General features: G+C 56.0%; 8 protein-coding genes. All 8 read left to right on the forward strand.

The genetic code is table 11. The annotated features are described in order from the left end of the window. Nucleotides 1-508: 508 nt before the first annotated feature. The 8 genes from AC5S27_RS24690 to AC5S27_RS24725 all read left to right on the forward strand — a co-directional run bounded on the left by AC5S27_RS24690 (nt 509) and on the right by AC5S27_RS24725 (nt 14075). A complete protein-coding gene (locus tag AC5S27_RS24690) occupies nt 509-2965 on the forward strand; it encodes a DUF1592 domain-containing protein (protein WP_493937223.1) in 2457 nt (818 codons plus the stop codon). A 243-nt stretch (nt 2966-3208) separates the two neighbouring features. Next, nucleotides 3209-4519, forward strand: coding sequence for a DUF1552 domain-containing protein (locus AC5S27_RS24695; RefSeq protein ID WP_493937224.1), 1311 nt, complete (start codon nt 3209-3211; stop codon nt 4517-4519). Nucleotides 4520-4545: 26 nt separating this feature from the next. Beyond that, on the forward strand, nt 4546-6462 hold the full coding sequence (locus AC5S27_RS24700; RefSeq protein WP_493937225.1) for an ankyrin repeat domain-containing protein: 1917 nt from the start codon (nt 4546-4548) through the stop codon (nt 6460-6462). 144 nt (nt 6463-6606) lie between these two features. Then, nucleotides 6607-10071 carry a carboxypeptidase-like regulatory domain-containing protein gene (locus AC5S27_RS24705; RefSeq protein WP_493937226.1) on the forward strand — a complete coding sequence of 1155 codons (3465 nt, stop codon included), beginning with the start codon at nt 6607-6609 and terminating at the stop codon, nt 10069-10071. A gap of 91 nt (nt 10072-10162) precedes the next feature. Then, entirely contained in the window at nt 10163-11092 is a 930-nt protein-coding gene (locus AC5S27_RS24710) for a creatininase family protein (protein ID WP_493937227.1), read from the forward strand. A gap of 99 nt (nt 11093-11191) precedes the next feature. Further along, the gene (locus tag AC5S27_RS24715; protein ID WP_493937228.1) at nt 11192-12199 is read left to right on the forward strand and encodes an ATP-grasp domain-containing protein; all 1008 of its coding nucleotides are present in this window, start codon (nt 11192-11194) and stop codon (nt 12197-12199) included. Beyond that, nucleotides 12186-13232 (forward strand): LLM class flavin-dependent oxidoreductase, encoded by a 1047-nt coding sequence (locus AC5S27_RS24720; protein ID WP_493937229.1) that lies wholly within the window; start codon nt 12186-12188, stop codon nt 13230-13232. Before AC5S27_RS24715 ends, AC5S27_RS24720 begins: the two co-directional genes overlap by 14 nt. 3 nt (nt 13233-13235) lie before the next feature. Next, entirely contained in the window at nt 13236-14075 is an 840-nt protein-coding gene (locus tag AC5S27_RS24725; protein WP_493937230.1) for a MetQ/NlpA family ABC transporter substrate-binding protein, read from the forward strand. The last annotated feature ends 2 nt before the right edge of the window (nt 14076-14077 follow it).

Here is a 14077-nt window from a genome sequence, read left to right on the forward strand (position 1 = left end):
GCAATCTTGGGATGCGGAGTGAGTGCCGAACGACCCGATTTTCAGCTGCAAAAGGCCTTTTGCGCGATTCCACGAGTGCAGTTGATGAAGCCGCTGCGGTTGACTTCTGCAACAGGTGATGCTAATTCTTAGAGTGAATTGACATGTTGACCCAGAACCCAATTCTGATGCCGCTCGATGCCTCGCCTCTCCAGCGAGACGCACGAATGTGTTGTTGTCGACTCATATAAATTCGCCCCTCCCAACGTTCCCAGCACTCCAGTATCATCGCCGTAATTCCATCATTCGTTCTGCACAGTGAACTTTCGCCTGTGTCTTAGTTGTATGGATATTCCGCGCGACCCAACTTGCCAGTCCACTTTCGCTGACGGCATAGGGATTCGTCTTGAGACGCAGAGATTCACATCCAAAGAGGCTTGGTGGCACCCCCGTTGCTACGTCGCTAGGTGAGGAGATCAGAACTCGCCAGGCGAGGCTGCGGCATCTGCTTGCTCTCGCCTTGATCGCTGTGTCGGGATCATTTGGAATTGCCCAGAGTCAGCAAAGCAGGACAGGGGCAACGCCTGTTACCAAACCGGCTAGGATCGACGCAGCTGCCCTGGCGGATCGATATTGCGTGAGTTGCCACAGCGATGATGCGCGTCGCGGCGGCCTTTCCCTGGAGAGCTTTGATCTCGCACATCCAGAGAAATCACCCGAGACAGCTGAAAAGATCATCCGCAAACTACGCGCAGGCATGATGCCACCGCCGGGGCGGCAGCGTCCTTCGAATGAAGAGCTGAACGCATTCGCAGCATCGATTGAGAGCCGTGTGGACACGGCTGCGGCGGCTCATCCTTACGCGGGCTTCATGCCCTTGCATAGGCTGAATCGCATCGAGTATGCAAATTCGATCAAAGCTCTGCTGGATCTCGATGTGGATACAACCTCGTTATTGCCAGCCGACGATCTGAGCCACGGCTTTAACAATATGGCCGATGTGCTGACGGTCTCTCCCGCGCTGCTTGAAGCGTATGTCGCGGCTGCGGGTAAGATCAGCCGCGCCGCGATTGGCGATCCGAAAGCATCACCCGTGATGGCCACGTACATGATTCCGCGGGTAGTCTCGCAGACGCGCCGCGTGGATGGAACACCCTTCGGTACACGTGGCGGGGCGGCTATCGTTCATAACTTTCCAGCGGACGGGGAGTACACATTCAAGATCGCGTTCTACACGCATCAGCAGGGATATCTCTTTGGACAGACGCAGGCCAAAGGGCAGCAGTTGGAAATTGCTGTAGACGGGGAGCGGGTGGCCCTGGTGGATGTCGATCCGAAGTTCAAGGATACGGATAATCTGCATACCGCGCCCATTCGAATCAAGGCCGGACAGCGAGTTGTGTCGGCTGCTTTCATTAACAAATTCGACGGGCCCGTTCAGGATGAAGTGCAGCCTTTCGAACAAAGCCTGCTCGATGTGAATGTAGCGAATCTGCCTGGACTGACAACACTGGTTCATCTGCGCGGCCTTTCCATCATTGGGCCAAATAACGTTACGGGTGTTTCCGAAACACCGAGCCGCGACAAGGTCTTTGTGGTCTATCCTGCGCGTCCTGCGGATGAGCCCGCTGCAGCGAGGGTTATCGTAACCAATCTCGTGAAGCGCGCCTATCGTAAGCCCGCGGCTAAGGTCGATATCGACCGCGCGTTGCACTACTATGCCCAACGCCGCGAGGATGGCGCGGGGTTTGATGAAGGCATTCGTGCAGCCCTTGAGTCGATCATTGCAAATCCGCAGTTTATCTTCCGTTTCGAACAGCTCCCCGCGGGCAGGCAGCCTGGCGGCAACTATCGCATTCACGATCTCGAACTTGCCTCGCGGCTGGCCTTCTTCCTGTGGAGCGCACCTCCGGACGATCAACTCATTCGTATGGCTAACTCGGGCAATCTACATCAGAAAGCGGTGCTTGAACGTGAGACTCGGCGTATGCTTGCTGACAGCCGGTCGAGCACCCTGGCTACCAACTTCGCGGTGCAGTGGTTGAATCTGAAGAACCTCGACGATGTTCTTCCCGACCCGTATCAGTTTCCGAATTTCGATAAGAACCTTGCGCAGTCCATGCGCCATGAGACCGAGCTTCTCTTCAGCGACGTGATGCGCGGCGATCACGATGTGCTGGATCTGCTGACAGCCAATTACACCTTCGTGGATGAAAAGCTGGCGAAGCACTACGGCATTCCCAATGTGTACGGCAATCGCTTTCGTCGCGTGGAGATCACAGACGACAATCGTCGCGGCCTGCTAGGGCAGGCGAGCATTCTTACGCTCACCTCAACGGCCAATCGCACAGCGCCGGTCACGCGCGGCAAATGGGTGATGCAGGTGTTGCTCGGGAGTGCGCCGCCGCCGCCGCCGCCGAATATTCCTGCGCTGGCAGAGGCTTCAGAAATCCTCACACCACAAAGCGTCCGGCAACGCATGGAAGAGCATCGTAAGAATCCTGCATGCGCAAGCTGCCATCGGGTGATTGATCCGATCGGCTTTTCGCTCGAAAACTATGACCCCACGGGGGCATGGCGCAACAGCGATACGGGCATCAAGATCGATACAACGGGCACACTGTTTGACGGAACGCCGCTCAAGAGTCCCGCTGATCTGCGGAACGGGATACTCAAGCATCGCGAGGCATTCCTGAGAGCATTCGCCGAGAATCTGTACGCCTATGGACTTGGGCGCATTCCCGACTATCGCGATCTGCCGCAGGTGCGTTCGATCGTTGACCGTGCAGAGAAGCGGAACAATCGTTTCTCGGAATATGTGCTTGGCATCGTAGAAAGCCCCGCATTCACCGAGCGCAGTGTGCCAGCAGACAAGGATCATCTGCAGCCGGCGAAGCCATTGCTCAAGGCCGATGTAGAGGTGCAGCTACATGAGCATGCGGTGCTTTCCGCAAAGCCATTGCATGTCGACGGGGGCGCTCGATGATCTCCAACTCGATGATCTCTATCTGTCGCTCCTCGTGTCGATATATGTGCATGCCTATGCGCATGAAGCACATGCGTGCCTGTTGTTGTCGCTAGCGGCCGCTCTCCGGAATCAGATCGATACCTCACTTAACAATTTCTTCTTACCGCGCTGCCAGGTGTAGCGCATTCACCATCGCTGGAGGTTGTCGTGTTCATCACTGGGAAGCATCTATCACGTAGGTCAGTGTTGCGAGGTCTGGGAGTGACATTGGGATTACCGTTGCTCGAGGCCATGTCCCCGGCGATGGCGCAATCCCCTGCTGCGAACACCAAGACCCGGCTGGCCTGCCTGGAGATTGTGCATGGCGCTGCCGGAAGCACGATGGATGGCACGGGCAAGCACTATTGGTCGCCAGTGAAAGAGGGGCGCGACTTCGAATTTACGCAGACGCTCGAACCTCTCTCCAAGCTGCGGGACTATCTCACGATCATTACGGGGACCGATCTGAATGCTGCAGGAGCTTTTGATCCTCACGAGGAGGGTGGCGATCATTTTCGTTCAAGTGCGGCGTACTTAACTGCATCGCATCCGAAGATGACCGAGGGCTCTGACATTCATGCCGGAACGTCCATCGATCAACTCTATGCGCAGCGATTTGGCCAGCAGAGTCCTCTTCCTTCTCTGCAACTCTGCATCGAAGATGTGGATTCAACCGGTGCCTGCGCGTACGGATACGCATGCGTCTACTCGGACACGATCAGCTGGGCATCGCCCACCGAGCCGCTGCCTATGGTGCGTGATCCGCGTGTAGCCTTTGAGCGGCTCTTTGGCGATGGTGCTACAGCGAAGGAACGTGCCGAAAGGCGAACGCTCGACCGCAGCATTCTTGATGGCATCCTGTCGGACGTGTCGCGCTTGTCGGGTTCGCTGGCTACGCCAGACAAGGTTCGTCTCGACGAGTATCTCACCGGTGTTCGTGAGCTAGAACGGCGTATACAGAATGTCGAGCGTTACAACAAGCAGCAAGGGGCCGCAGCATTGCCCACGGCGCCTGTCGGTGTGCCTGAGTCCTACGAGGATCATGTGAAGTTGATGTTCGATCTTCAGGTGCTTGCGTTCATGACCGATGTCACGCGAGTTTCTTCGTTCAAGCTCAGCCGCGACGTGAGTCAGCGAGTCTTCACTGAAGCAGGGGTGACGACACCGTTCCACTCCGCTTCGCACCATGGAGAGAGTCCGGCAAAGATTGCTGAATACGCCAAGATTAATCGCTACCACGTCACGCTCCTTGCGTATTTCCTGGACAAGCTCAAGAACACACCGGACGGTGACGGCAATCTGCTGGATCACTCCGTTGTGCTTTACGGCAGTCCGATGGGTGATTCCAATGTGCACAACCACAAGCGCGTCCCACTGCTGTTGGCTGGACACGCGAATGGTGCCTTCAAGGGCAATCTTCATCTCAAGACAGCCGATGGGACGCCAACGGCGAATGCATACCTGACGCTGATGCGGAGGCTTGGTCTTGACGTATCGAGTATCGGAGACAGCACTGGCGAACTGGCGATATGACCATCCGGTCTTGACGAGGAATACAGATGAGTAGAGTAATCACAATTTCGGCAACTGCGATTATGGCGCTGACACTTGCGACAGGAGCCACTGCCCACGGCAGCAAGGCTTCCGATGACGTGCCTGTTCACAAAGCGTCCGCGTCAGGAAAGACAAGTGCTTCCGGGAAGGCCAAGCTCGAGGCTGAATTGCTGCAGGCCGCACAGCAGGATGATTCATCGCGCGTGCTGCAATTGCTGCAGAAGCATGTGTCTCCAGATGCGGCTTCCGGCGATGGAACAACAGCGTTGCACTGGGCTGCGTATAACGACGACGTAACACTGGTGAAGGCGCTGTTGAAAGCTGGAGCGAAGGTCGACCCCCGCACACGCCTTCGTGCCTTGACGCCGTTGCACATGGCCGCTGAAAGCGGTGATGCAACGCTGCTCGAAGCACTCATCCAAGGTGGCGCGCAGGTTGATGCACGCAATGAATCCGGCACGACAGCATTGATGATTGCGTCTGCTTCTGGAAGCACTCAGGCAGTGGAGACTCTGCTCACTCACGGAGCTGACGTGAATGCGCGCGAGAAGACTTATGGTGAAACTGCCCTCTTCTTTGCAGCCTCACGGAATCGAGCGGAGGTCGTCCGGCTGTTGCTGGTCAAGGGCGCAGATCCGAAGGCCAAGACCACTATCACCAAGCTTGAACGAGTCACTCTAGGCGTGAACGGTGAAGTGCTGGACAGCAAGAAGCCCTCGCCGAATGTGGAGAAAGCCGGTGGTAGCAAGGCTGAGGCACCCACGAACTCCAAGCCTGCCGGGGACACCAAGGAAGAGGCGGATGGAAAGGCCCCTGCCAAGCCTGACGACAAGACGAAAGATGCCTATGGCTTTACTGCCGCGGACAGAAAGAAGCGCGTCTATGGCACACAGCAGATCGGCGGCATGACAGCACTCTTGACCGCCGCGCGTGATGGGCAGCAGGCCGCTGTCGACGCGTTGCTCGATGCTCATGATGATGTGAATCAAGTCAGCGATACAGATCATGCAACACCGTTGATTCTGGCCTTGATTAATGGTCACTATGATCTCGCCAGTTTTCTACTCGATCGTGGCGCTAATCCGAAGCTGGCAACAAGCGACGGTGTCGCTCCTTTGTATGCGCTCATCGATGTACAGTGGGCTCCACATACCTGGTATCCACAACCGGTGATCAGCAATGAGCACATCGGCTACCTGGATCTCGCTTCGAAGCTGTTGGAGCATGGAGCGGACCCCAATGCAAAGATAGGCAAGAAGCTCTGGTTCCGTGTCTTCGCAAACGATGAGACATGGTTCGATGTTGAAGGTGCGACCCCGTTTCTTCGTGCAGCCGTAGCGGGCGATCTGGCAGCCATCAAACTTCTGGCAGCCCACGGCGCCGATCCGAACACAGCGACTGCCAGCGGTGATACGCCACTCATGGCAGCTGCCGGCATAGGATGGGCTGCTTACTGGACTTCGAATGCCCCCTATGCGCGCCTGGATGTGGTCAAGTTCTGCCTTGACCATGGCGCTCAGCTCAACGCCAAAGATGCCAAAGGCTATACGGCTCTGCATGGCGCAGCCTTTCGCGGCGATAACGAGATGGTGAAATACCTGATCGCGCAAGACGCAGACGTCCATGCAAAGACCAAAGATGGCGACTCCGTGGCGGATGTGGCTAACGGTCTTTTCGAGCATGCAATGGTGCATCTCGATACGGTTGCGCTTCTTGAGCAGTCGGGCAGCAGCAATGCACATAACTGCCGGTCGAATGAATGCGTTGTCCCGGCCAAAGAAGACAAGGCCGCCGTAGCTGGCGCAGGCAAGAAGCCAGAAGTACCCGCGAAAGACGGAGAACAGAAACCTTCACCCGCTCACTCTGCTCCCACGGAGAAGGTTGTGAGCAGCATATCCCCAACGGAGAGTAAGCAGAAATGATGAGCATGCAACGATGTTGTCGCCTCTATGAGGCAGGCCAGTGCAACTGCAGGATGACCGTCGGATTGGAAAGACAGTCACCAAGACAAGATTCAGCGCGCTTCTCACGTCAAGAGGCGTCTACCAGAAAGGAATCACCGCATCATGCTACGTCGCAAGCTCACCCTCGCACTTCTTCTCTTCATTGCTCTGACCCACACAGGTTGGTCGCAGAGCATTTCTGCCACACTGCACGGCACGGTCACTGACAGCACTGGATCGCAGGTGTCGGGCGCTACAGTTGTTGTGCTGAACGACGGCACAGGCACAATTCGCACGACCACGACGAACAGCACTGGTGACTATGTCGTGCTGCAGTTGCCCCCAGCTACCTACACCGTCACCATCTCTCAGGCTGGCTTTCAGCCAAGCAAATTTACCCACATCATTCTCGATGCAAATCAGCAAGCGCGCGTGGATGCAACGCTTGGCGTTGGCGCGGTGGCGCAGCAGATTGAGGTCAATTCGACGGCGATCCTTCTGCAATCCGAGGACTCCGTCAACGGCTCTCTGCTAGATGGTGCGAAGCTCAAGGAACTGCCGACCAACAGCCGCAACTTCTGGCAGGTCGCGCAATTAAATCCGAACGTGAGTCCCACGCCTGCCGGGGACAGTCTTGCCAACCGCGGTGGATTCGTGGTCGCCGGTATCCCCTCCGCGAATAACAACTATCTACTCGACGGCTCCGACGACAACGACTGGACAACCGGCCAGCCGACAGTGCGTCCGTCGCTCGATGCTATCCAGGAATTCCGCATTCTCACCGGTGGAGCGTCTGCGGAATTCGGACGCCGCAATGGCGGACAGATTATCCTGACCACGCGCTCAGGAACCAATGATTTCCATGGAGGAGCTTTCCTCTTCTATCGCAACGGTAAGTGGAACGCGCCCCAGTACAACTTCAACTATGTTCCTGGCGCTTCCGCAACGGCTCCTGCTGGCCAGACCAAACTGTTTGGTGGATCCTTCGGCGGACCGATACACAAGGGCAAGACGTTTTTCTTTGCGACCTATGAAGGGACGCGGCTCTCTGCTGATCCTGCGGTTACCGGCACGACTCCGCTTGATGCATGGAAGGGCGGGAGCTATTCCTCCGATGGCAATGCGCAGTTCAGTACGCCGATCATTGATCCAACTACAGGAGAGCCTTTTGCGACCAACGCCGCAGGTCTCTATGAGATTCCCAGTGATCGCATCTCTCCTGCTTCTCAACTATTGCTGAAATACTTTCCTACGGCGAATACGCAGACGGGCTCGGTCGGTACGTTTGCCAATCACAAACCCAACACTCAGCAGGAGGATCAGGGCACGTTTCGCGTCGACCAGGCACTTACGTCGAAAGACAATCTGAACGGTATCTACACCCTACTGGATGGATTTGATACTGGCACTATCGGCGACCTCGTGGTTGCTAACTCTATCGTTCCCGGCTTCGGTGGAGCGGGACCACATATCTATCAGCATGGGTCAATCTCCGAGCAGCATACATTCAGCCCAACACTCTTGAACGAAGTTCGTATCGGGTTTAACCGCATGGATGCCGGTTACGGTAACCAGGACGCTTCTCAAGGCAACGTTGTGGGAGCACTTGGTTTGCCGCAGGGAGGCAACTACATGGAGCCTGCTACCAGCGGCAATCTTGGTGTGCCGAGCATTGTGATCGCAGGTATCAGCTCAATCGGTACTGCCAATAATCCGCAGTGGCGTGGCGATAACACGGTCCAACTCTCGGATGGCCTCACCATCGTGCGCGGCAGCCACACATTGAAGGCTGGCCTGGATATTCTGGACTTCTTCAAGCACTCCTTCTTCGTATCAACGGGCCGTGGCACGTTCACCTTCAACGGACAATATACGGGTGGCCAGGGCAACGTTCAGAATGAGTTTGCGGATTTCCTCCTTGGCTATATCCAGTCCGACAGCTACGGCAACGGCAACGAGAATCAGTACCCCACCCAGCACAGCGGAGCCCTCTATGTACAGGACGAGTGGAAGGCAACGCGGTCCCTTACGCTTAACTACGGTCTTCGCTGGGAGTATCTTGGGCCGGTACGTGAAGCCTACAATCTAATCAACCACTTTGACCAGACGGCCAACCAGATCGTTACCGGCCAGGGGCAGGTTTACGCGCTGAACAACAGGACCGGCATCCTGGAGCAGACAGGTACTTCACCTTCCTATCGCGACAACTATGCGGCTCGCTATAACGACTTCGCACCGCGCTTCGGGTTTGCTTATCGCGTCTTTGGCCGTGAAGATACCGTGGTACGTGGTGGTTTTGGCACGTTCTTTGGTATTCCGGCGATCCAGACATGGAACTCGGCGAACGGCCTCGGTGCACCGTTCCTGCTCTCGAAGTCTTATACCGGGCCCACGCCTTCGAAGACCACCGGTATCACCACCAATCCTTATCTTTGGGGTGCGACGGCTTTTGGTACATCGACCAATCAAACGCCCAATGCCATCTCGGTCACAACGATCAATCCTCACCAACGGTCTCTCTACACCAATCAGTGGAGCTTCGGTATTCAGCATACGTTTGGCAATGCTGCGATCGTCGAAGTTACGTACGAGGCATCACACACGTATCACAACGTAAGCACACAGAACATCAATCTTCCAAGTCTACAAACTCGCATTAATAATCCTGCAGTGAGCACTTCTGTGAACGCGCTGCGCCCATTCAACTCAATCGGAACGGATTCAAAGTGGAGCTCGATCAACTACCTCAGCGATGGCTTTGCGTCGAACTACAATAGCCTTCTGCTGCGTGCCGAGCGCCGTTTCAAGAATGGATTGAACTTCCAGTCGTATCTCGTCTATGCCAAGTCGCTCGAGGTAAGCAGTCTTCAGAACCCGTATGACTTCGCCTCGAACTACGGACCATCGGCATACGATCAGAAGTTCCGTTCGGTAACCACTGGCATTTATACGCTTCCCTTTGGCCCAGGTAGGAAGTGGCTGAATACTCCAAACCCGATCGTCAAGTATGCAGTTGCGGGATGGCAGTTATCGCCCGTCGTGACTTTTCAGAGTGGGCGTCCCATCAACACAAGCACGAGCGACACCTATGCTTCCTACACGGGAACCTCGGATCGAGCGTTCATAGTTGCCGGTGTGAGCCCGACTGCGAAGGTTGACGGGAACACGGGCCAGCGGACACATACTCCACATGATTGGTTCAATACCGCAGCGTTTCGTTCCAATGATCCAGCCAATGGAGATCTCTACAAGAACGTTGCATCCTCCACGTCCACGACGCCTTACGTCTACAACTACGGCACGGCTGGATTCGATAACATTCGTGGCCCTGGCTTGCAGGACGTGGATATCAGCCTGATCAAGCAGGTCGCAATCAACGATCACCACACGGTTGAGGTTCGGGCCGAATTCTTCAATGTGCTCAATCACCCCAACTTCTCTAACCCTACGGCAAACTATGGCGGTTCGACGGGCACAGGCATCACGCCCGGCAGCACGGCTGTGATTACGTCGACGGTGAACTCAAGCGTTCCGACAGCTACCGGGGGACCTCGGCAAATTCAACTTGCCATTCGGTACTCCTTCTAGCACTGATCACTCCCACCCTGGCGCCAGTGCAGGAATATCCTGGCTGGCACCAGGGTGAGACTCATCCAGAAAAAGACATAGAGGCCTCGAAATGAAACATCTCACATTCGCGAATACGCGACGAACCGTTCGCCTTGCGGCTGGAATCGCCACTGTACTGTTGGGCTTGGGCGCGGGGCTTGCCAATGCGGCAGACCACAAGGTCAGCAGGAAGTCGCAGGATCTCCCCGCTCCGCAGGATCAGCCAGTCGTCGATATCGAGTTGCTGACGTGGCCAGAGATTTACAAGGCCATCCATGAGCAAGGCAAGACTACGGCGATCATCTTTGATGGCGGTACCGAGCAGCGTGGACCACAAGGAGTCACCGGCGCTCACACTTTCATTGCGCACGCGACAGCGGACGCCATCGCAAGAAAACTTGGCAACGCACTGGTCGCTCCGGTCATCCCATACTCTATCAACCGCGCGAACGCGGAATTACCTGGAACCATCGGTCTTTCCAGTTCCGTGTTCGCAGAACTGAATGAGCAGGTAGCGGAGCAGCTGATTGCAAACGGCTTCAGCAACGTTGTACTCATTGGCGACCATGGTGGAGGACAGAAGGAGATCAAGGAAGTGGCTGCGAAGCTCGATGCCAAGTATGCAGGCAAGGGGATTCGCGTGATTTATTCCGATGGACCTTACACCAAGGCCAATGATGACTTCTTTGCATGGCTAGACAAGAACGGTTACCCGCCCAGCACGCATGCGGGTATCCCGGATACTTCTGAGATGCTGTATCTCGAAGGCGATCAGCCCTGGATTCGCAAGGAGCTGTTGCCCACTGCACTGGGTGACGCACCACGCAAGCCAGGCCAGGCTCCCGATCCCAATGTGAAGCTGATCCACAACGGTATCAGCGGAGATGCGAGGCGCTCTTCTTATGAACTTGGGAAGCGTTTCATCGATTTGAAAATCCAATATGGAGTGGAGCAGATACAGGAATTGCTGAAGACGCCCGCGCCTGCTGTCAGCCAGTGAAAATAGATCGCCAGGGCTATCCTGATCGGTAGCGTTGGCGCGATACCATGTTCTTGTTTCATGCATTCGTTCCTATCGAATTGAAGAGGTAAATCAGCCGTGAGCACAGCTACTATCGAGTCGAAGCAGCAAGAGACACATGCCGGGAAAGACCAGGCCATCGCATTTTTTTACGAGCATCCGCAGTGGTTCAACCCGATCTTCGCGGAGCTTGAGCGTCGGGGAGTGGGCTTCGACAAGATCTATGCGCCCGAGCACTTCTATGCGGCCGGAGAGGTTGAGCCAAAGTTTCGCGTGCTGTTCAACCGCATGAGCCCTTCTGCGGATCGCCGCGAGCATGGATCAGCGCTCTTCCACACCCTCGCATGGCTTGGACAACTGGAGCTGCAGGGTGTACGCGTACTGAACGGAACAACTGCGTTCCGCTATGAGCTATCGAAGGCGCTTCAGCTTTCTCTTCTCGCATCCCTCGGTATTCCCTATCCCAAGTCGCGAGTGATTCATGATGCTCGTCATGCTGTCGCTGCGGCAGAAGGACTTCGCTATCCGGTCGTAGTGAAGCCTAATGTCGGTGGGAGCGGCGCAGGTATCGTTCGTTTTGATACGCCCGAGGCCCTGCAGGCCGCGATCGATGCAGGAACGCTTGAGCTGGGCTTCGATCATATCGGTCTCGTGCAGGAGTTCATCCCGGCTCGCGGCGGCCACATCACCCGCGTAGAAACGCTCGGTGGAAAATATCTTTACGCGATCAATGTCTATCTCACTGGAGAAACATTTGATCTTTGCCCTGCTGATATCTGCCAGACCGCGCGTGGTGAGAGCCTTGCCAATGCCTGCGTCATTGAAGGAGCCAAGGCGGGCCTCAAGGTTGAAGGTTATACGCCCCCAGCAGAAGTCATCGAAGCCATTGAGCGCATCGTTGGCGCAGCGAAGATCGACGTGGGCGGCATCGAGTATATCATCGACGACCGCGACGGCCAGATCTACTACTACGACGTCAATGCTCTTTCAAACTTCGTCGCAGATGCGCAGCGCGTTATTGGCTTCAATCCATTTGAGAACCTTGCCGACTATCTTGAAGCGGAGATTGCCAATGCCCAACGGTAGGCTTCGCTACGGATACTGGATGCCCGTGTTTGGCGGGTGGCTGCGCAACGTGGAAGATGAGCAGATGCAAGCGGACTGGGCTTACGTCAGCAAGCTTGCACGGCGTAGCGAGGAGATCGGTTTTGATCTCTCCCTGATCGCTGAACTCAATCTCAATGACATCAAAGGAGTCGGCGCGCCCAGCCTTGATGCTTGGTCTACTTCAGCTGCGCTCGCCGCGATCACCCAACGCCTGGAGCTTATGGTCGCGGTGCGGCCGACGTTTCATTTGCCCGCGCTGTTAGCCAAGCAGGCAGCCAATATCGATAACATCAGCAATGGCCGCCTGTCGCTCAACGTAGTCTCCTCGTGGTGGGAGCAGGAGGCACGCATGTACGGCGTCCACTTTGAAAAGCACGACGACCGCTATGCGCGTACTTCGGAGTGGCTGGATGTTGTCAACGGCACTTGGACCGAGCCAAGCTTCAGCTATGCGGGTAAATACTACTCCGTCGAAAACACTGTGCTCGAGCCCAAGCCTGTCCGCAAGCCGCGGCCAACGCTGTATGCCGGTGGAGAGTCAGAGGCTGCCAAGAACCTGATTGCGCTCAAGTGCGACGCTTACGTGATGCACGGGGATTCGCCGGAGTACGTTACAGCAAAGATCGCTGACATGCGGGAACGCCGTGAGCGTTTTGGCCTGCCACCCATGCAGTTCGGCGTTGCCGGCTATGCCATTGTGCGCGACACCGAGGCAGAGGCTAAGCGTGAACTTGATCGCATCACTGACGTGAAGCAAAATGCATCTGGCTTCGCGAACTACCAGCAGTGGCTCAACGGCACACAGCTTGAGCAGCGGATGTCGATCGAAGAATACTCGGTCTCAAACCGCGGGCTGCGTTCGGGCCTCGTCGGCACTCCGGCACAGGTGCAGGATCAACTGGGCAAATTCGAAGCCGCGGGCGTGAACCTTGTACTGCTGCAGTTCAGTCCGCAATTGGAAGAGATGGAACGTTTCGGCGAGACGGTCATCTCATCTTTAGTGCAGGTATAGTCAATGTTCAAGCTCATGGCAACACTTCACCGGCGGTATGCCGGGCAACTTCTCCAGCGATTCCTGGCTGGAGTTAGTCTTTCGATCGTGCTCTCGCTTATCGCTCTTAGCGGCTGCAAGTCTCACTCCGGCAATACGCTCAAGGTTGGCATTACCCCAGGCCCGGCGGAGGATATTCTGCATGCTGTTGAGCCAGTACTCGCGAAGCAGGGGCTTACGTTGCAGATCGTGCGCTTCTCGGATTACATCCAGCCCAACATGGCTCTCGCCAGCCATGATCTCGATGTGAATCTTTACCAGAACGTGGCGTTCCTCACGCAATTCAATCATGACCACCAGACTACTTTTGTAGCAGCAGGCCGCGTATATCTTCCGCTGATGGCGATCTATCCTGGTCGAACGAAGACGCTGTCCTCGCTGGCGAATGGCGCGCGCATCGCCATCCCGAATGACCCAGTCAATCATGATCGGGCCTTGCTGCTGCTGGAAAAGGCTGGGCTAATCACCCTTCAGCATGAGGCTGGTTCAGCGGCTGTGCATGTTGTGGGAAATCCGAAACAACTGAAGCTTGTAGAGCTCGATGCGGCGCAGCTGCCGCGCTCCCTTGAGGATGTAGATGCAGCGGTGATCAACGCCAACTTTGCTCTCGATGCCGGGCTTAATCCGCATACGGGATCGTGGTTAAGCGAGACGCGCGATTCCCCTTATGCGAACGTGCTTGCGGTGAATGCAGATACGCAGTCTGATCCAAGAGTTCGTGCATTAGCTGCTGCGCTCGCGTCGCCTGAGGCACGTAGCTTTATCACAGCGCATTATGGAGGCGCGGTCTATCCTGCCGACTGACA

Source organism: Acidicapsa borealis (assembly GCF_059115245.1).

Bases quoted from the DNA above. Each gene is read 5' to 3' on its own strand.
- AC5S27_RS24720 (WP_493937229.1), top strand. From the start codon at position 12,186: ATGCCCAACGGTAGGCTTCGCTACGGATACTGGATGCCCGTGTTTGGC.
- AC5S27_RS24700 (WP_493937225.1), top strand. From the start codon at position 4,546: ATGAGTAGAGTAATCACAATTTCGGCAACTGCGATTATGGCGCTGACA.
- AC5S27_RS24725 (WP_493937230.1), top strand. From the start codon at position 13,236: ATGTTCAAGCTCATGGCAACACTTCACCGGCGGTATGCCGGGCAACTT.
- AC5S27_RS24710 (WP_493937227.1), top strand. From the start codon at position 10,163: ATGAAACATCTCACATTCGCGAATACGCGACGAACCGTTCGCCTTGCG.
- AC5S27_RS24705 (WP_493937226.1), top strand. From the start codon at position 6,607: ATGCTACGTCGCAAGCTCACCCTCGCACTTCTTCTCTTCATTGCTCTG.